Annotated in this window: 20 protein-coding genes; 10 read left to right on the top strand and 10 right to left on the bottom strand. The window is 62.2% G+C overall.

Annotation, left to right across the window (positions count from 1 at the left end; translation table 11 throughout):
- Positions 1-31 precede the first annotated feature (31 nt).
- Entirely contained in the window at positions 32-841 is an 810-nt protein-coding gene (trpA, locus tag ACZZZU_RS13895) for a tryptophan synthase subunit alpha (RefSeq protein ID WP_122492155.1), read from the bottom strand.
- Positions 838-2,055: a tryptophan synthase subunit beta gene (gene trpB / locus ACZZZU_RS13900; protein ID WP_122492156.1), complete on the bottom strand. Its 1,218-nt coding sequence runs from the start codon at positions 2,053-2,055 to the stop codon at positions 838-840. Before trpB ends, trpA begins: the two co-directional genes overlap by 4 nt.
- Positions 2,056-2,171: 116 nt before the next feature.
- Between trpB and ACZZZU_RS13905 the strand changes: the two genes are divergently transcribed.
- The gene (locus ACZZZU_RS13905) at positions 2,172-3,056 is read left to right on the top strand and encodes a LysR family transcriptional regulator (protein WP_463550931.1); all 885 of its coding nucleotides are present in this window, start codon (positions 2,172-2,174) and stop codon (positions 3,054-3,056) included.
- A 13-nt stretch (positions 3,057-3,069) separates the two neighbouring features.
- On the opposite strand, the gene ACZZZU_RS13910 is transcribed toward ACZZZU_RS13905, so the two are convergent.
- Positions 3,070-3,393 (bottom strand): DUF883 family protein, encoded by a 324-nt coding sequence (locus tag ACZZZU_RS13910; protein WP_122492158.1) that lies wholly within the window; start codon positions 3,391-3,393, stop codon positions 3,070-3,072.
- Positions 3,394-3,531: 138 nt separating this feature from the next.
- Here ACZZZU_RS13910 and ACZZZU_RS13915 point away from each other — a divergent pair, with 138 nt between their 5' ends.
- From ACZZZU_RS13915 to ACZZZU_RS13930, 4 genes are all read left to right on the top strand, one after another.
- A complete protein-coding gene (locus tag ACZZZU_RS13915; protein ID WP_463384208.1) occupies positions 3,532-3,747 on the top strand; it encodes a dodecin in 216 nt (71 codons plus the stop codon).
- Positions 3,748-3,898: 151 nt separating this feature from the next.
- Positions 3,899-4,123 (top strand): DUF1161 domain-containing protein, encoded by a 225-nt coding sequence (locus tag ACZZZU_RS13920; protein WP_463550932.1) that lies wholly within the window; start codon positions 3,899-3,901, stop codon positions 4,121-4,123.
- 329 nt (positions 4,124-4,452) lie between these two features.
- Positions 4,453-5,448, top strand: a complete 996-nt coding sequence (locus ACZZZU_RS13925) for an LLM class flavin-dependent oxidoreductase (RefSeq protein ID WP_122492161.1) — start codon at positions 4,453-4,455, stop codon at positions 5,446-5,448.
- A gap of 88 nt (positions 5,449-5,536) precedes the next feature.
- Positions 5,537-5,962, top strand: coding sequence for an OsmC family protein (locus tag ACZZZU_RS13930; RefSeq protein WP_122492162.1), 426 nt, complete (start codon positions 5,537-5,539; stop codon positions 5,960-5,962).
- A gap of 94 nt (positions 5,963-6,056) precedes the next feature.
- On the opposite strand, the gene ACZZZU_RS13935 is transcribed toward ACZZZU_RS13930, so the two are convergent.
- The 3 genes from ACZZZU_RS13935 to ACZZZU_RS13945 form a co-directional block, all read right to left on the bottom strand.
- Positions 6,057-7,406, bottom strand: coding sequence for a cation:proton antiporter (locus ACZZZU_RS13935; protein ID WP_463550933.1), 1,350 nt, complete (start codon positions 7,404-7,406; stop codon positions 6,057-6,059).
- Between the two features lie 97 nt (positions 7,407-7,503).
- Positions 7,504-7,914: a PA0061/PA0062 family lipoprotein gene (locus tag ACZZZU_RS13940; protein WP_122492164.1), complete on the bottom strand. Its 411-nt coding sequence runs from the start codon at positions 7,912-7,914 to the stop codon at positions 7,504-7,506.
- 40 nt (positions 7,915-7,954) lie between these two features.
- Complete coding sequence (locus ACZZZU_RS13945; RefSeq protein ID WP_463550934.1) at positions 7,955-8,368, bottom strand: PA0061/PA0062 family lipoprotein; 414 nt, start codon at positions 8,366-8,368, stop codon at positions 7,955-7,957.
- A 107-nt stretch (positions 8,369-8,475) separates the two neighbouring features.
- On the opposite strand from ACZZZU_RS13945, the gene ACZZZU_RS13950 reads away from it, so the two are divergent.
- Positions 8,476-9,546: an aminopeptidase gene (locus ACZZZU_RS13950; protein ID WP_463550935.1), complete on the top strand. Its 1,071-nt coding sequence runs from the start codon at positions 8,476-8,478 to the stop codon at positions 9,544-9,546.
- Here the strand turns inward: ACZZZU_RS13950 and ACZZZU_RS13955 are convergent.
- Together ACZZZU_RS13955 and ACZZZU_RS13960 are read right to left on the bottom strand one after the other, a co-directional pair.
- Entirely contained in the window at positions 9,543-10,190 is a 648-nt protein-coding gene (locus ACZZZU_RS13955; protein WP_463550936.1) for an HAD family hydrolase, read from the bottom strand. The genes ACZZZU_RS13950 and ACZZZU_RS13955 overlap by 4 nt on opposite strands.
- Positions 10,191-10,301: 111 nt before the next feature.
- Complete coding sequence (locus ACZZZU_RS13960; protein WP_463550937.1) at positions 10,302-11,201, bottom strand: LysR family transcriptional regulator; 900 nt, start codon at positions 11,199-11,201, stop codon at positions 10,302-10,304.
- Between the two features lie 121 nt (positions 11,202-11,322).
- On the opposite strand from ACZZZU_RS13960, the gene ACZZZU_RS13965 reads away from it, so the two are divergent.
- On the top strand, positions 11,323-12,081 hold the full coding sequence (locus ACZZZU_RS13965; protein ID WP_463550938.1) for an SDR family NAD(P)-dependent oxidoreductase: 759 nt from the start codon (positions 11,323-11,325) through the stop codon (positions 12,079-12,081).
- Between the two features lie 89 nt (positions 12,082-12,170).
- Here the strand turns inward: ACZZZU_RS13965 and ACZZZU_RS13970 are convergent, their stop codons facing one another.
- A complete protein-coding gene (locus ACZZZU_RS13970) occupies positions 12,171-12,722 on the bottom strand; it encodes a gamma carbonic anhydrase family protein (protein ID WP_463550939.1) in 552 nt (183 codons plus the stop codon).
- A 115-nt stretch (positions 12,723-12,837) separates the two neighbouring features.
- On the opposite strand from ACZZZU_RS13970, the gene prlC reads away from it, so the two are divergent.
- Genes prlC through ACZZZU_RS13985 form a run of 3 tightly spaced genes read left to right on the top strand, consistent with a single transcriptional unit; the run spans position 12,838 to position 15,925 of the window.
- On the top strand, positions 12,838-14,886 hold the full coding sequence (gene prlC, locus ACZZZU_RS13975) for an oligopeptidase A (protein WP_463550940.1): 2,049 nt from the start codon (positions 12,838-12,840) through the stop codon (positions 14,884-14,886).
- Positions 14,886-15,152 carry a YheV family putative zinc ribbon protein gene (locus tag ACZZZU_RS13980; protein WP_122492172.1) on the top strand — a complete coding sequence of 89 codons (267 nt, stop codon included), beginning with the start codon at positions 14,886-14,888 and terminating at the stop codon, positions 15,150-15,152. Before prlC ends, ACZZZU_RS13980 begins: the two co-directional genes overlap by 1 nt.
- A gap of 5 nt (positions 15,153-15,157) precedes the next feature.
- A complete protein-coding gene (locus ACZZZU_RS13985; RefSeq protein ID WP_463550941.1) occupies positions 15,158-15,925 on the top strand; it encodes a DUF1835 domain-containing protein in 768 nt (255 codons plus the stop codon).
- Positions 15,926-16,035: 110 nt separating this feature from the next.
- Here ACZZZU_RS13985 and ACZZZU_RS13990 read toward each other — a convergent pair whose 3' ends face one another.
- Positions 16,036-16,830 carry an AraC family transcriptional regulator gene (locus tag ACZZZU_RS13990; protein WP_463550942.1) on the bottom strand — a complete coding sequence of 265 codons (795 nt, stop codon included), beginning with the start codon at positions 16,828-16,830 and terminating at the stop codon, positions 16,036-16,038.
- Positions 16,831-16,887 lie beyond the last annotated feature (57 nt).

Genomic DNA, 16,887 nt, shown 5'->3' on the forward strand with positions numbered 1-16,887 from the left:
TGTGGCGGTTTTTTATTGGGCGACGCTGCGCTTATTTACGTGCGCCGCGTACCCCTTCGGCCAGTTCGGCACACAGGCCCAGCACGCCTTTAACGGCTTCTTGCTGGCTGCCGGCGTTGGCGATGTGGTCGATCAGCGCCGAGCCCACGACCACGCCATCAGCCAAACGCGCGATGGTCGCGGCGTGTTCAGCGGTGCGGATGCCGAAGCCGATGCTGATGGGCAAATCGGTGTGGCGACGCAGGCGGGCCACGGCCTGCTCAACGTGCTCCAGGGTAGCCGAGCCCGCGCCCGTTACGCCGGCAACCGACACGTAATAAACGAAGCCGGAGCTGCCGTTGAGCACTTTCGGCAGGCGCTTGTCGTCGGTGGTCGGCGTGGTCAGACGAATGAAGTCCAGGCCCGCTGCCTGCGCCGGGTCGCACAGGTCGGCGTTATGTTCGGGCGGCAGGTCCACCACGATCAGGCCGTCGACACCTGCTTCCTTGGCATCGGCGATAAACGCCGGCACGCCGTATTTGTGGATCGGGTTGAAGTAGCCCATCAGCACCAGCGGCGTGTCACTGTTGCCTTCGCGAAATTCACGAACCATCTGCAGGGTTTTTGCCAGGTCTTGCTTGGCGGCCAGCGCGCGGATGTTGGCCAATTGAATGGCCGGGCCGTCGGCCATCGGATCGGTGAAGGGCATGCCCAGTTCGATCACGTCGGCGCCGGCTGCCGGCAAACCTTTGAGAATTTCCAGCGAGGTGGCGTAGCCCGGATCGCCTGCGGTGATAAAGGTCACCAGGGCGGCGCGGTTCTGTTGTTTGAGTTCGGCGAAACGGCTTTGCAGGCGGCTCATATGTGTTCTTCCTGTTCGTCGAAGTGGTGCATGACGGTTTGCATGTCCTTGTCGCCACGGCCCGACAGGTTCACCACCATCAAGTGGTCTTTCGGCAATTTGGGGGCGCGTTTGAACACTTCGGCCAAGGCGTGAGCGCTTTCCAGCGCCGGAATAATGCCTTCCAGGCGGCAGCATTTGTGGAACGCGGCGAGGGCTTCGTTATCGGTGATCGAGGTGTACTCAACGCGGCCGATGTCATGCAACCAGGCGTGTTCCGGGCCGATGCCGGGGTAGTCCAGGCCGGCGGAAATCGAGTGGGCGTCGATGATCTGGCCGTCGTCGTCTTGCAGCAGGAAGGTGCGGTTGCCGTGCAGCACGCCCGGTACGCCGCCGTTCAGGCTGGCGGCGTGTTTGCCGCTTTCGATGCCGTGGCCGGCCGCTTCCACGCCGATGATCTGCACGCCTTGGTCGTCCAGAAACGGGTGGAACAGGCCCATGGCGTTGGAGCCGCCGCCAATGCAGGCGACCAGCGAGTCCGGCAGGCGGCCTTCCTGATCTTGCAATTGGGTGCGGGTTTCTTTGCCGATTACGGCCTGGAAGTCACGAACCATGGCCGGGTAGGGGTGCGGGCCAGCGACGGTGCCGATCAGGTAGAAGGTGGAGTCGACGTTGGTCACCCAATCACGCAAGGCTTCGTTCATCGCGTCTTTCAGGGTGCCGGTGCCGGCGGTGACCGGAATCACCTCAGCGCCCAGCAGCTTCATGCGGAACACGTTGGCCTGCTGGCGATCGATGTCGGTGGTGCCCATGTAGATGACGCAGTCGAGGCCAAAACGCGCGGCCACGGTAGCGGTCGCCACGCCGTGCATGCCGGCGCCGGTCTCGGCGATGATGCGTTTTTTGCCCATGCGCCGCGCCAGCAGAATCTGGCCGATGCAGTTGTTGATCTTGTGCGCGCCGGTGTGATTGAGCTCTTCGCGCTTGAGGTAAATCTTCGCGCCGCCGCAGAACTCGGTCAGGCGTTCAGCGAAATACAGCGGGCTTGGACGGCCGACGTAGTCGCGTTGAAAGTAAGCCAGCTCCTTGAGGAACGCCGGGTCTTCTTTGGCTTTTTCATACTCGGCCGCCAGGTCGTGAATCAGCGGCATCAAGGTTTCGGCAACGTACTGGCCGCCGAACGAACCGAACAGGCCGGTGGCGTCGGGGCCGCTGCGGTAGGAAGTCTGGGTCATGGTGGGCTCCTGCTGGAAGCTGGATTTCGATGGCGTTCACTCTAGGCGCGACGTCCGCCGGAATAAAGCGATAAGATCGCCACCATCTGTTAGAAAAACTCACAGGTTAAACCGGTATGGCTCGCGATCTTCCTCCCCTCAATGCCCTGCGCGCGTTTGAAGCAGCGGCGCGCCTGCAGAGCCTGAGCAAAGCGGCGCTCGAGCTTAACGTGACTCACGGCGCCGTGAGCCGGCAAATTAAAGTATTGGAAGAAGACCTGGGCTTGGCGCTGTTCAGCAAAGACGGGCGAGGCTTAAAACTCACAGATGCCGGCAGTCGCTTACGTGATGCCAGCGCCGACGCCTTCGAGCGCTTGCGCAGCGCCTGCGCCGAGCTGAAACAGCAAACCGCAGACGCGCCGTTCGTGCTGGCCTGCCCGGGCAGCCTGTTGGCGCGCTGGTTTATTCCACGCCTGGACCGGCTCAACCGCGAGCTGCCGCACTTGCGCTTGCAGTTGTCGGCCAGCGATGGCGACCTGGACCCTCGCCGGCCCGGCATCGACGCCACCCTATGGTTTGCCGAACCGCCGTGGCCGGCGGACATGCAGGTGTTTGAGCTGGCGGCCGAGCGCATCGGGCCCGTGCTGAGCCCCCGCTACGCAGGCTTTGCTCTTCTCAATGAAGCCACGCCAAGCGCGGTCACGGGCGAAGCCCTGCTGCATACCACCTCACGTCCGCAGGCGTGGCCGCAGTGGGCAAACAGTCAGAATATCGAGCGCGCGAAACTACAGCTCGGGCAAGGCTTTGAGCATTTGTATTACTTGTTGGAGGCGGCGGTTGCGGGATTAGGCGTGGCGATTGCGCCACAGCAACTGGTGGCCGATGAGCTGGCGGCGGGGCGGCTGGTCGCGCCCTGGGGCTTTGTTGAAACCACCGCAAAGCTGGCGCTTTGGGTGCCGGCGCGCACGCCATCGGCGCGGGCCGCCGAGTTGGCGCAGTGGCTGGCGCGCCAACTCGGCTAGTGTCGCCGGGTGATCAATCGTTGTTGCGGAAGATCAGGTAGCCGGCCAATGCCACCACCCCCAGCGCCAGGCTAGCAGAGGCAACCGGGTGCTCGCGGGTGTAGTCACGGGCAGCCACGCCGGTCTGGTAGGTTTTTTCCTTCACGTCGGCGTAGGTGTCGCTGAGCAGGTCGCGGGAATGGCCGAGCACACGCTCAGCGCTGGTACGCAGGCTTTTCAGCGATTTCTGCGATTCATCACTTACTTCGCTCTTTAAGCTGTCGAGGCTGGAGATCAGGTGCTCGATTTCCGTTTCGATGCTGTGCAGCGATTTATTGCGGGATGCAAAAATAGCCATGGTCCGTAACTCCTATCGATTAAGTAGCTCGTAGGGGTGTGACTGCGACCGTGTGGGAAAGTGCAGCTAATCTGAACTTATCAAGCGCTAGGCGGGACTGAATCTGTACAAGCGTTTCCACAAGAAGAGGACTTCAGCATGTCGGATCATCACACCTACAAACTGCTCGATATCGTCGGTTCGTCGCCTACCAGCATTGAAGATGCGATTCAAAGCGCACTCGCCGAAACGGCGAAAACCGTGCGCAATCTGGAGTGGTTCGAAGTGGTCGAAACCCGCGGTCACATTGTTGACGGAAAAGTGGGCCACTATCAGGTGACCTTGAAAGTCGGCTTCCGTATCGACGCGAGCTGATTGACCTGTTAACGCACGGCGGCTCGTGGCCGCCTGCATCCACCGTGGCCCGCCCGGTGTCTGTTTTGGCGACTTAGGTCGCCAATTTTGCTGCTCGAGGTTAGGCGCGGTGTTCGAGCATTTGTTGTTACCAACGAGGGAGCGTTACCCCATGAAAAAAGTGATGTTGGCCGTTGGCCTGTTAGTGATGACCGGCTCGGCCTTTGCGGCGGCGAAACCCTGCGAAGAGCTGAAATCTGAAATTGACGCGAAAATCCAAGCCAAGGGCGCCACGTCCTACAGCCTGGAAATTGTTGAGAAAGGCAGCGCCGGCGACAAGCAAGTGGTTGGCACCTGTGAAGCCGGAAGCAAAGAGATCGTTTACGCGCGCAATTGATCGCGCTTGAGTAGATAACCGGCGCCCCGTGCGCCGGTTTTTTTTTAAGTACGGGGGCGAGCGGCTGCGCGTCGGCATTGCTGCGTTGAAACGCCGCTTTGACTGCTCATTGGCTACAGCCAATTGCGCTTCAAAACGACGTTTCGCCTTGCACTGCTCTAGCTCGCTCGCTCTCGATTTCTGGGGGGCTGAAATCGCAAAAACAGCTGTTTTTTTGCCCGTGGGGTTGTGGAGCAGTACATTAAGCCCCACTTAAACAGTCGGGTATTACTGATTTCCCCCTCTCAGATTTCCGGCTCCGGCTTGAAAATCGCCCTCGGAGTGCATGTATGAAGACCATTTCCGACATCAAAATTTCCGTTCTCGACCTCGCGCCTATCCGTGCCGACGGCGGTCCCGAGCAGGCTTTGCGCAATTCCCTGGCCCTCGCCCAACACGCAGAAAAACTGGGCTTCACCCGTTTCTGGGTGGCTGAACACCACAACATGGATGGCATCGCCAGTTCGGCGACGTCGGTGCTGATTGGCTACCTCGCCGCCGGCACCAGCTCCATACGCCTGGGCGCCGGCGGCGTGATGCTGCCGAACCACGCGCCGCTGGTGATCGCCGAACAGTTCGGCACGCTGGCGACCTTGTACCCGGGCCGCATCGATCTGGGCCTTGGTCGCGCGCCGGGCGCCGATCAATACACTGCGCACGCCCTGCGCCGGGAGCGCTCGGGCAGCGCCGATGATTTCCCCGAAGACCTCACCGAGCTGCAAACCTACCTCGGCCCGCTGCAACGCAATCAACGCGTGATCGCCATGCCCGGCGCCGGCACCGAAGTGCCGATCTGGTTGCTCGGTTCCAGCCTATTCAGCGCGCAGTTGGCGGGGCAGCGCGGCTTGCCCTATGCCTTCGCCTCGCACTTTGCGCCGCGCATGATGCACGAGGCGATTCGCGTGTACCGCAACCACTTCAAGCCCTCGGCGGTGCTCGACAAACCTTACGTGATGCTCGGCGTACCGCTGCTGGCAGCCGACACCGACGAGCAAGCGCAATACCTGGCCACCAGTGCCTATCAACGGATTCTCGCCCTGTTGCGCGGCCAGAGCCTGGTGCAAAAGCCGCCGGTGCAGAGCATGGAAGGCCTGTGGTTGCCCCATGAACGCCAGGCAGTTGGTGAGTTTTTTGGTCTGGCGATGGTGGGCGGCCCGGAAACGATCCGCAGCCACGTCAACCAGTTGCTGGAACAGACCGACGCCGACGAGCTGATTTTCACCAGCGACATGTATGACTTCGTCGACCGTCTGCACTCCTACGAAGTGCTGGCCAGCCTGCGCTAAGCCGAACGGCGACGCCTGGCCAAAAAAATACGAACGACTGCCGCTTCGCCGCCTCTGAAACCTATACCCACAGGTAAGGAGAACGACGATGAAAAAGACAGCATCTGCTCACTGGCAAGGCGGCATCAAAGACGGCAAAGGCACCATCTCCACACAAAGCGGCGTGTTGAAACAAAGCCCCTACGGCTTTAACACCCGCTTTGAAGATGGCCCGGGCACCAACCCGGAGGAGCTGATCGGCGCCGCCCATGCGGGCTGTTTTTCCATGGCCCTGTCCAAGGAACTCGGCGAAGCCGGCATGACCGCCGAAAGCATCGACACCCACGCCGAAGTGACCCTCGACAAAGTCGATGGCGGCTTCGCCATCACCGCCGTGCACCTGAAACTCAGCGCCAAGATTCCGGGCGCCGACCGTGATGCATTTGAAAAAGCCGTGGAAACCGCCAAGACCGGTTGCCCGGTATCGAAAGTGCTGAACGCGGAGATTACGCTGGAAGCGACGCTGGAAAACTGAAAAAAGCTCGCGGCTGAAGCCGCTCCTACAGGGTATTGATATATCTGTAGGAGCGGCTGGGCGGCATTCCGATTAGCCGCGATTCCTGCAAACGCTAATCTCTGCCCTCGCGCCGCGCTTTCACCCGCTCATACCGATCCAGTAACGGCTGCGTCGTCAGTCCATGCACGCAAATACTCAACGCCACCACCGACAGCGTCAGCCCAATCGCTTCGTGCGCCGCCGGGCCTTCCAAGCCGTGGTTCAGCACGTACGCCAGGTAGTACAAGCTGCCGATCCCGCGAATGCCGAACCAGCCCATCAGCCAACGCTGCCCTTCGCTCAATGAGTTGCCGCGCACCAGGGCCACCACGCTCAGCGGTCGAACAATGCAGAACAGCGCCAGCCCAAGCGGCACCGCGCGCCAGTCCCAGTGAAAGGCCAGCAGCGCGCCGAGCAAGGTGACAAGCAGCACTTCGAGCACCCGCTCGACAATGTCGCCGAACGACAGAATTTCCCCTACCAACAACCCGGCCACCACTTTCGGTTCGTCGGTATGGCTGACTTGCTCTTTCACTTCATCCAGGGTGCCGCCCTCTTTGGGAACGGCCATGGCCACCTCCTCGGCGGGCACGCTGGAGTTATCGGACGAGGCCACTTCCGCGTGCCGAAGCCCGATGCCGGCGGCGAACGCGGCGAGAAAGCCCCAGGCGCTGACCGTTTCCGCCAGCCAGTACGACAACGCGATCAAGGCCATCGCCAAAAAGTCATTGGGCGAAATCGCCGCGTCGCGGTGGCGGGTGCGCAGGTAGATGGCCAAGCGCCCGACGCCGCGTCCGAGCACAAAGCCGATCAACAGACCGGCCGGCACCGCCCATAGCAGGCGATGCAGCGCCCATTCGCCGGCCCATTCCTGCGGCGCGCCTTCGTGCTGAATCCACAGCAGGGCAAAAAACACGAAGGGGAAGGCCATGCCATCGTTCAGCCCCGCTTCGCCTGAAAGGCCATAGCGCAGCCGGTCAAAGTCGCGCGCGTGGTTCACCTGCACCAGGCTCGCCAGCACCGGATCGGTTGGCGCCAGCACCGCACCGATCATCAGTGACAACCCAACGCCCAGCCCGAACCCGTAATGGCCCACCAGCGCCACCCCGAGAATGCACGCCACCATCACCGGCCCGGCGAGCAAGTAAGCGCTGCGCCAGGCCGGGTCGGAGAAGCGCAGGCGCAGTTTCATGCCGCCACTGAACAGGGAAAACAGCACCGCCACTTCAGTCAGGTGTTCGAGCCAGGGGGCCACGTCTTCGAATTTCATTTCCCACAGGCCCAGCCCCAATGGCCCGATTGCCAGGCCAAACAACAAATACAGGGCAGAGGTGGAAACCGGTAACCAACGCAGGTAGGCCGAAGCCAAGGTGAGAATCAGCAGAATGCTGCCGAGCACCGCCATCCAGTGCAGAAAGCTCATCGCCTGAAATGCCCCAGGTGCCTGGCGCCTCGGGATGACGGCGCGCTATCTAGGTTCGAGGCAGCGGCACGCCGTTAGGTTCAGGCCATCGCAGGGCTCACACGGGCCCGCATCGTTCCACGCTCACTTGCTTGAGCGCTTTGCGCGGCGAGGCGTACAGCCAGGCTTGTGTGCTCATTGCCACCGGCCGCGCTTCCAGGCGATAGCGTTGACCGGCGACGAAGTCGTAGTTGACCTTCAAATGGCAGGTGATCTGCCTAGGATTGCCCATCATGCCGCCGCCGGTTTCCACTTCGAATTGAAAGCGCGCGCGTAGCTCGTGGCTGCCGGGGCTGACTTGGAAAAAACGGCCGTCGCTGACTTTTTTGCCGTCCAGCTTTTGCGCCATCAACGTATTGCCAGGCGTGCTGTACAGCTCGATCCACGCTTGCTGCGGGTCGGGCTCAGGCAGCGCCGCAGCGCAGGCGGTCAGGGGCAAGGCACAGAGCAAAATTGGCAGCAGGCGCATGGTCGTCTCTCTTTTTTACAAGCTCGCATCATCGGAGCAATTACACCTCGCCGCAACGGCTCTCCCGCGCCCGCGCCAGCAGTTGGTGCTGCTGATCATAGAGCTTGGCCCATGGGCGAAAACCGATGCTGCCGGCCACTACCTTGTAGCGCTGGCCGGCGGCGAATTCGGGGTAGTCGAGTTTGAGCACGCAGGTGCGTTCCAGCCCCTGGCTGTCGGGGCCGATGTTGCTGGGCGTCACGGCGAATTGCAGGCGCATGTGCAACTCGTGCTGGCCGGGGGTCACTTGGAAATAGCGATCATCTTCCAGCTCGCTGGCGTCTACTTTCGCGGCTTGCAGGGTGTTGGCTTCGCTGGTGCGTAAATCGACCCACGCCTGGCTGGGGTCGGGGGACGGCATCATGGCGCAGCCACCAAAACTGAGCAGGCTGGTGGCGAGCAAAAATCGGCGCATGGTTCGGGCTCCGTGGTCGGTCTGATTTTTATAAGGACGAGCCTGGAGCGCGCCGTCGGGATGGGGTAGGTTTTGTGGCTTCGCCACCGCCCTGCCCGGATCGCCCGATGCTGCCCTGCTTATCCTGGTTACTCGACCTGCCGCGCTGGCGCTGGGTTCCGCTGCTGCTGGTTTTGCTGCTGAACGGTTGCAGCTACTACACGCAGCTGCTCACCGGCCAGGTCGACCTGCTGAGGCGCCGCGAACCCATCAGCGAATTGCTCGCCAAGCCGGACCTCGACCCCGGCCTGCGCCAACGCTTGCAGCTGGCGGAGGAGGCGCGCCGCTTCGCCAGCGCCCAACTCGCGCTGCCGGATAACCAAAGCTATCGCCTGTATGCCGACCTCGGCCGGCCTTATGTGGTGTGGAATGTGTTCGCCACGCCGGAGTTCTCTCTGGACCCGCAGACGCATTGCTTCCCGATTGCCGGGTGCGTGGCCTATCGCGGTTTTTACGACCAGAACCGTGCGCGCGGCGCGGCGGCGCTAATGAAGCAGGAAGGGCTCGACACTTACGTCGCTGGCATCGAGGCCTATTCCACCCTCGGCTGGTTTGCCGACCCGCTGCTCAACACCATGCTGCGCTGGGACGACCAACGCTGGGTGGCGGTGATCTTCCATGAGCTGGCGCACCAGCAGTTTTATTTGCCGGGCGACACCGCCTTCAACGAGTCGTACGCCAGCTTTGTTGAGACCGAAGGCCTGCGCCAATGGCGTGAGGCTCGCGGTTTAAAAGCCCTCGAGGACGGCGCGCGGGAGAAGCAACGCGAGCAGTTCAGCGCCCTGGTATTGGCCAGCCGTGAACGCCTGCAAAGCCTGTATGCCAGCGGCAAACCCGAGGCGCAGATGCGCGTGGAAAAGGCGGCGGAATTCGAGCGCCTGCGCCGCGACTATCTCGCGTTGCGAACCACCGCCTGGGCCGGCGATGGTCGTTACGACGCGTGGATGTTCGGCCCGCTCAACAACGCCAAGCTGCTGCCTTTCGGCCTGTATGACCAATGGCAGCCGGCCTTTGCCGCGTTGTTCAAACAGGTGCACGGCGACTGGCCGCGCTTTTACGCCGAGGTCAAACGCCTCGGCGAGTTACCGGACAACGAGCGACAAGCCCGCCTGGCTCAGCTGCAACGCGAAGGCCGTTAACGCGCGAATGCCTGGTGCAGCTCGGCCAGCGTGCGGAAGTGAAACGTCGGGTGTTGCGCCTGGATCTCTTCTTCGCTGCCAAAGCCATAGCCCACCGCCACGCTTTGCAGGCCATTGCGGTGCGCGCCGATGAGGTCGTGTTTACGGTCACCGATCATCAGCGTCTGGCCCGGGTCCAGTTGCTCCTGCTCCAGCAGGTGGGCGATCAGCTCGACCTTGTCGGTGCGGGTGCCGTCCAGCTCGCTGCCGTAAATCACTTTGAAATGCTTGGCGAAGTCGAAATGGCGGGCAATTTCGCGCGCGAACACGTGGGGTTTCGAGGTGGCGATGTACAACGTGCGGCCTTGCGCGGTGAGGCTGCCGAGTAACTCGCCGACGCCGTCGAACACGCGGTTTTCATAAAGACCGGTGACCTTGAAACGCTCCCGGTAAAAATTCACCGCCTGCCAGGCTTTGGCTTCGTCGAACCCGTAAAACTGCATAAAGGCTTGCAGCAGCGGCGGGCCGATAAAGTGCTCGAGCAGGCGCAGGTCTGGCTCGTCGATGCCGAGTTGGGCGAGGGCAAATTGAATCGAGCGGGTGATGCCTTCACGGGGGTCGGTGAGGGTGCCGTCGAGGTCAAAAAGAATGGTTTGTTGATGCATGGCTAGGCGGGCCCAAGGCTTCGGGGGGCGCCATGATAGCAAGCACAACTCGGTCAAAAACCTTGAAAGCGGCTTTTAGCGGCGATGCTAGGTCACTTCCTAGCCAACCCCTTACGCACTCAGCTGCGGCTCCAGCACCTGCGCCAACCAATCCATAAACACCCGCACCCGCTTGGGCAAATTGCGCCGGTGCGCGTATAGCAAGGTGACCTTCATGGGCGCCGGGACGAACTCGGGCAACACCTCCACCAGCTCACCCCGCGCCAGGCTGTCGCGCTTGCCGGCCACCGGCGCCTGAATAATGCCGAAGCCCGCAAGGCATGCCGCGTAGTAACAATCGGCGTTGTTAACCGTCACCGCGCCCGCCATCGGCAGGCAGTGGCGTTTGCCATGCAGCTGGTATTCAAACCCCGTCGGGCGCGAGCCAAAGGTGGACGCGTAATGCACCAGCCGGTGCTCGGCCAGATCGGCCAACGAGCGCGGCGTGCCATAGCGCTTCAGGTAGCCGGGGCTAACGAAATTGCCTTGGCGATACGCGCCAAGCGGACGCGCCACCAGCGTGGTATCGGGCAATTCGCCAACGCGCATGACGCAGTCGAAGCCTTCGCGTACCAGGTCAACCAGGCGGTCGGTGGCGCTCACTTCTATTTCGATCAGCGGATGCTGGTCGCTGAATTCGGCCAGACGCGGCAGCACAAACTCACGGGCGGTCACGGTGGGCATGTCGATGCGCAAGCGGCCGCGCACGCTCTGATCCTGGCGGAACAGGCTTTCCAATTCGTCCACTTGGTCGAGCATGTCTTTGCACCGCTCGTAGAGCACCAAGCCGTCTTGGGTCGCTTGCACCTTGCGCGTGGTGCGCTGCAGCAGGCGCGCGCCGAGCATTTCCTCCAGCAAACGCACGTGCTCGGACACGGTCGATTTCGGCAGCCCCAGGCTGTCGGCGGCGCCGGTGAAACTGGCCAATTCGGTGACGCGGGCGAAGGTTTTATACAGCTCAAGCTTGTTCATGGCGGCGGCCTTATTGTTCGGTTAATCCGCATGGTATGTGCAGATTCTTCGTCTTTATCGGCTTATACGCCGAGCCTACAGTGGCATCGACTTCACCACCAGCCCACCGGGAGAAACCACCATGACGCGTAAAATTGCTCTTATCACCGGCGCCAGCCGCGGCCTCGGCAAAAACGCAGCGCTGCACTTGGCAGCCCAGGGCATCGACATTATCGGCACCTACCACAGCCGCCGCGACGACGCCGATGCGCTAGTGAAGCAAATCGAAGAAGCCGGCGGCCGCGCTGTGATGCTGCAACTGGACGTCGGCGACAGCGCCAGCTTTGCCGCGTTTGCCGACACCGTCGGCACCGCGCTGGGCAGCCATTTTGATACCGATAAATTCGACTTCCTGCTGAACAACGCCGGCATGGGCATCCACGCCAGCTTTGCCGAAACCAGCGAAGCGCAGTTCGATCAATTGGTGAACGTGCACCTCAAAGGCCCGTTCTTTCTGACCCAACGCCTGTTGCCGCTGCTGGCCGATGGCGGGCGCATTCTCAATGTGTCGTCGGGCCTGGCCCGCTTCGCCTTGCCGGGCTACGCGGCCTACGCCGTGATGAAAGGCGGCATCGAAGTGCTCACCCGCTATCAAGCCAAGGAGTTGGGCGCGCGTGGTATCAGCGTGAACACCCTGGCACCCGGCGCGATCGAAACCGACTTCGGTGGCGGCGCGGTACGCGATAACGCTGACCTCAACGCCATGGTCGCCAGCAACACCGCCCTGGGCCGGGTCGGCGTGCCCGACGACATCGGCGCCGCCATCGCCCTGCTATTCAGCGACGGCAGCCGTTGGATCAACGCCCAGCGTATCGAGGCGTCGGGCGGTATGTTTTTGTAAGGCCCTGCGCGGCTGCTTATGTGGGAGAGGCTTTAGCCTCGATGCGTTTGATCTGAAAGCATCGAGGCTGAAGCCTCTCCTACAGGGTGTTAGCCGCCCAGTTGGTCGTAACCTTCGGCGAGGTGCTGATCTTTCAAGCGCACGTAATTCGCCGCGCTGTAGGTAAAAAACGCCCGCTCCTTTTCGGTGAGCGGGCGCATTTGTTTGGCGGGGCTGCCCACGTACAGAAAACCGCTCTCCAACACGCGCCCCGGTGGCACCAGGCTGCCGGCGCCGAGGATCACCTCGTCTTCAATCACCGCGCCGTCCATCACCGTCGAGCCCATGCCGATGAGGATGCGATTGCCCACGGTGCAGCCGTGCAGCATCACTTTGTGGCCGATGGTCACGTCATCGCCGATCAACAGCGGGAAGCCGTCGGGGTTGAACGGGCCGGCGTGGGTGATGTGCAACACGCTGGCGTCTTGCACGCTGGTGCGCGCGCCGATGCGGATGCGGTGCATGTCGCCGCGAATGACCGTGAGCGGCCACACCGAGCTGTCATCGCCCACCACCACATCGCCAATCACCACGGCCGACGCGTCGACAAATGCGTTTGCGCCGAGCTGCGGCGTGGTGCCCTGGTACGTTCGAATAGCCACGATAGAAACCTCTAAAGCTGCGTTAAAGGTTGATTGTAATTAAGATGGCGCCATATCTGCTCCAGCGCATCCAATGAACTGAAGCACACCATTCATAGCCAGACAGGTGACCGTCGTGAGCGAGAACAACCCCTTACTGCAAGCCTTCGACCTTCCACCCTATTCCGCCATCCGCCCTGAACACGTTGAGCCTGCCGTCGACACATTGCTGGCCGAAGGGCGCGCGGCGTTGGCCAAATTGCTCGCCGAACAACCCGCCACGCCCACCTGGGAAGGCTTGGTGCTGGCGCTGGACGAACAAGGCGAACGCCTGGGTCGCGCCTGGAGCCCGGTGAGCCACTTGAACGCCGTGCGCAACAGCCCGGAACTGCGCGAAGCGTACGAGGCCTGCCTGCCGAAACTGTCGGAATACTGGACCGAACTGGGCCAGAACCGCGCGCTGTTCCAAGCCTACGAAGGGCTGGCCAACAGCCCGGCCGCCGCCAGCTTTGACGTGGCGCAGCAGACCATCCTGCAAAACGCCCTGCGCGACTTCCGCCTCTCGGGCATCGACTTGCCGCCGGCTGAGCAACAGCGCTACGGCGCCATTCAAATGAAACTGTCTGAGCTGGGCAGCCGCTTTTCCAACCAACTGCTCGACGCCACCCAAGCGTGGACCAAACACATTACCGACGAAGCCGCCCTCGACGGCCTGCCGGATTCGGCCAAAGCGCAAATGGCCCAGGCCGCCGCCGCCAAAGAACTGGATGGCTGGCTGATCACCCTGGAATTCCCCAGCTACTACGCGGTGATGACCTACGCCAACGACCGCGCCCTGCGCGAAGAGTTGTACGCCGCTTACTGCACCCGCGCCTCGGACCAAGGCCCGAACGCCGGCCAGAACGACAACGGCCCGGTGATGGCAGAAATTCTCGACTTGCGTCAGGAACTGGCGCAACTGCTGGGCTTCGCCAACTTTGCCGAGCTGAGCCTGGCGACCAAAATGGCCGAGAACAACGAGCAGGTGCTGAGCTTCCTGCGCGACCTGGCGCAGCGCAGCAAACCGTTTGCCGAACAGGACTTGAGCGAGCTCAAAGCCTATGCCGCCGAGCAAGGCTGCGCGGACCTGCAAAGCTGGGACGTCGGTTACTACAGCGAGAAACTGCGCGAGCAGCGCTACAGCATTTCCCAGGAAATCCTACGTGCCTACTTTCCCATCGACAAAGTGTTGAGCGGCCTGTTCGCCATCGTGCAAAAGCTGTACGGCATCGAAATTACCGAGCTGAAAGGCTTCGACACCTGGCACCCGGACGTTCGCCTGTTCGAAATCAAGGAAAACGGCGAGCACGTCGGCCGCTTCTTCTTCGACCTCTACGCCCGCCCCAACAAACGCGGCGGTGCCTGGATGGACGGCGCCCGCGACAAACGCCGCACCGCAGCCGGCAGCATCGTCAGCCCGGTGGCCAACTTGGTGTGCAACTTTATGCCCGCGGTTGGCGACCAACCGGCGCTGCTGACGCACGATGAAGTGACCACCCTGTTCCACGAATTCGGCCATGGTTTGCACCACTTGCTGACCCGCGTCGAACACGCCGGGGCGTCGGGCATCAACGGCGTGGCGTGGGATGCCGTGGAGCTGCCGAGCCAATTTATGGAGAACTGGTGCTGGGAGCCGGAAGGTCTGGCCTTGATTTCCGGGCACTACAAAACCGGCGAGGCGCTGCCGCAAAACCTGCTGGAGAAAATGCTGGAGGCGAAGAACTTCCAGTCCGGCCTGATGATGGCGCGGCAGGTGGAATTCTCGCTGTTCGACTTCGAATTGCACGCCACCAATGGCGACGGCCGCTCGGTATTGGACGTGCTGGAAAACATCCGCGCCGAGGTCTCGGTCATGCGTCCGCCAGCGTACAACCGCTTCCCCAACAGCTTCGCGCACATCTTCGCCGGCGGTTACGCGGCCGGTTACTACAGCTACAAATGGGCTGAAGTGCTGTCGGCCGATGCCTTCTCCAAATTCGAAGAAGACGGCGTGCTCAACCCGGACACCGGCCGCGCCTTCCGCGAAGCCATTCTGGCCCGGGGCGGCTCGCAGGCGCCGATGGTGCTGTTTGTCGACTTCCGTGGCCGCGAACCGAGCATCGACGCCCTGCTGCGCCACCTCGGCCTGAGCGCGGAGGCCGCGTAATGACCACCAGCAAAAAACGCTTTATCGCCGGCGCCGTATGCCCGGCGTGCAGCGAGGGCGACAAAATTCAAATGTGGGACGTCGACGGCGTTCCCCACCGCGAATGCGTGGCCTGCGGCTACGCTGACACGCTGAACGAGCAAGGCCAGTCGGTTCCGAAAGAGCTGGGCACACGGGTCAACAAAAACGCCGCGAAACCGGCGGACCCGAAAGTGCAGGGCGTGCAATTCTTTCCGAATCCCAAGCTGAAGAAACCAAGCGAGTAGCGTCTATGTGGCATGTCGTTTGTGGCGACAACGCGGTGAAGGGCGTAACACGCGTGGTGGGTGAAGGGTTATCGCTGCAAGTGTTGCGCGATGACCTGGCGGTTGGGCCTTTGGTAGATGTCGACCAGCCGCCGTGCACCGAGCGCGCTGCGTTCTGGCAAGCCGTGTGGCCCGCCGCCGTGCAACCGGCCCCGGACTTTTCCACCCTGGGCGACGACGTGCACTGGCTGGCCAGCCTCGCCAACGAAACCAAACCGGTCACCGTGTGGCATGGCGACAGTGCCTCGGAGCAACTGATGCTCTGTCGCGTGGCCGCTGCGTTGCAGCGCAGTAGCCTGCCCTTCTTCGAAGTGCCCTGCGGCACCGGCGACAGCCGCGTAGCCTGGCGCCGCGCCGTGGCCATGCATGCACCGGATGAATTGCTCAGCCTTTATCAACCCCGGCTGGTTAGCTCTTCGCGGCGCCAGCAATTGGCGGGGCAATGGCGGCAGGTGGTGGCGGAAAATGCGGGAGTTCGGCGCTGGTCGAACAACCGCTTCCAAGGCGAGGGTTACCTCACCACCGACGAAACCCTACTGGCAGCGTGTACCCAGGAATGGCAGCCGTTGGCGCGGGTGATGGCCGAGGTGATGAAGCGCAGCGACGGGTTTTTCGCCACCGACTTTTTTGTATTTTGGCGAGCCCGGGAATTGGCGAAGATGGGGCGGTTGGCGTTTTCGGCGGATGCTGAGGCTTTGAGTTATGGGGGGTTGGAGGTTCGGAGGCTGGGTTAGGTTTGGGCGATTAAAAGCTCGAGGCTAAAGCCTCTCCTACAGAAGTCACCGCTCCGCTCACCTGTAGGAGAGGCTTCAGCCTCGATCCCTGCAAACCTTGCATTCAGGCACTAGCCCCGCCGAAAAAACTCCCCCGGCGTGCATTCAAACTGCTGCCGAAACGCCGCAATAAACGCCGACGTCGAGTCATACCCGCACCCCAACGCCACATCCGTGACCCGCGCCCCTTGCTCCAGCGGCGACAGCGCGCCGAGCAAGCGCAGCCGTTGCCGCCAGGCGCGAAAGGTCAGGCCGGTGTCGCGCAAGAACAGCCGGCTCAAAGTTTTCTCCGAAGCGCCCAATTGCTTGCTCCAGTCGCTCAGGCTGCGGCCATCTTCGGGATGCGCCTGCAACTGGCGGCACAGCTGCTGCAAACGCGGATCGGTGGGCAACGGTAGCGACAGCCGCACTTCCTCGGCGTTACGTAGCTGATCCAACAACACCTGCACCAGGCGGCCATCGGCGCCGGCTTCGTCGTATTCCACCGGTAGCTCGGCGAAGCGGCTGATCAGTTCGCGGGTCAGTGGGCTCACGCTCAACACGCGGCAATGGCTGGGCGCCCAGTCGGTGACGGCGCAATCGAGGTACAAGCCGCGCAATTCAGTGCGCGGCGAACTGATCACTTCATGCTCCAGGCCCGCCGGAATCCAGATGGCCCGCTGCGGCGGCGCAACGAAGCTGCCAGCATTGGTGTGCACGTGCAGCACGCCCTGGATGGCGTAGGAAAGTTGCACCCACGGATGGCTATGACGCGGCGTGCTGACTTGCAGCGGCAGCGACTCAGCGCGGGAATACACGGGGCGTGGCAGGCGCGGAAGGTCCGGCACTTGGCGTTGCCCGAGAAAAATCTGTCCGTTTGCCGGCATATTCTGGCTTTCTTGCGTTAGTCGGTAACAAGGGCCCCACGGTAAAGTCCGCCCTAC

The organism is Pseudomonas sp. AC136 (assembly GCF_979258585.1).

Bases quoted from the DNA above. Each gene is read 5' to 3' on its own strand.
- ACZZZU_RS13980 (WP_122492172.1), top strand. From the start codon at position 14,886: ATGACCACCAGCAAAAAACGCTTTATCGCCGGCGCCGTATGCCCGGCG.
- trpB (WP_122492156.1), bottom strand. From the start codon at position 2,055: ATGACCCAGACTTCCTACCGCAGCGGCCCCGACGCCACCGGCCTGTTC.
- ACZZZU_RS13940 (WP_122492164.1), bottom strand. From the start codon at position 7,914: ATGCGCCTGCTGCCAATTTTGCTCTGTGCCTTGCCCCTGACCGCCTGC.
- ACZZZU_RS13950 (WP_463550935.1), top strand. From the start codon at position 8,476: ATGCTGCCCTGCTTATCCTGGTTACTCGACCTGCCGCGCTGGCGCTGG.
- ACZZZU_RS13945 (WP_463550934.1), bottom strand. From the start codon at position 8,368: ATGCGCCGATTTTTGCTCGCCACCAGCCTGCTCAGTTTTGGTGGCTGC.
- trpA (WP_122492155.1), bottom strand. From the start codon at position 841: ATGAGCCGCCTGCAAAGCCGTTTCGCCGAACTCAAACAACAGAACCGC.
- ACZZZU_RS13985 (WP_463550941.1), top strand. From the start codon at position 15,158: ATGTGGCATGTCGTTTGTGGCGACAACGCGGTGAAGGGCGTAACACGC.
- ACZZZU_RS13990 (WP_463550942.1), bottom strand. From the start codon at position 16,830: ATGCCGGCAAACGGACAGATTTTTCTCGGGCAACGCCAAGTGCCGGAC.
- ACZZZU_RS13915 (WP_463384208.1), top strand. From the start codon at position 3,532: ATGTCGGATCATCACACCTACAAACTGCTCGATATCGTCGGTTCGTCG.
- ACZZZU_RS13935 (WP_463550933.1), bottom strand. From the start codon at position 7,406: ATGAGCTTTCTGCACTGGATGGCGGTGCTCGGCAGCATTCTGCTGATT.
- ACZZZU_RS13960 (WP_463550937.1), bottom strand. From the start codon at position 11,201: ATGAACAAGCTTGAGCTGTATAAAACCTTCGCCCGCGTCACCGAATTG.
- ACZZZU_RS13910 (WP_122492158.1), bottom strand. From the start codon at position 3,393: ATGGCTATTTTTGCATCCCGCAATAAATCGCTGCACAGCATCGAAACG.
- ACZZZU_RS13965 (WP_463550938.1), top strand. From the start codon at position 11,323: ATGACGCGTAAAATTGCTCTTATCACCGGCGCCAGCCGCGGCCTCGGC.
- ACZZZU_RS13920 (WP_463550932.1), top strand. From the start codon at position 3,899: ATGAAAAAAGTGATGTTGGCCGTTGGCCTGTTAGTGATGACCGGCTCG.
- ACZZZU_RS13905 (WP_463550931.1), top strand. From the start codon at position 2,172: ATGGCTCGCGATCTTCCTCCCCTCAATGCCCTGCGCGCGTTTGAAGCA.
- ACZZZU_RS13930 (WP_122492162.1), top strand. From the start codon at position 5,537: ATGAAAAAGACAGCATCTGCTCACTGGCAAGGCGGCATCAAAGACGGC.
- ACZZZU_RS13955 (WP_463550936.1), bottom strand. From the start codon at position 10,190: ATGCATCAACAAACCATTCTTTTTGACCTCGACGGCACCCTCACCGAC.
- ACZZZU_RS13925 (WP_122492161.1), top strand. From the start codon at position 4,453: ATGAAGACCATTTCCGACATCAAAATTTCCGTTCTCGACCTCGCGCCT.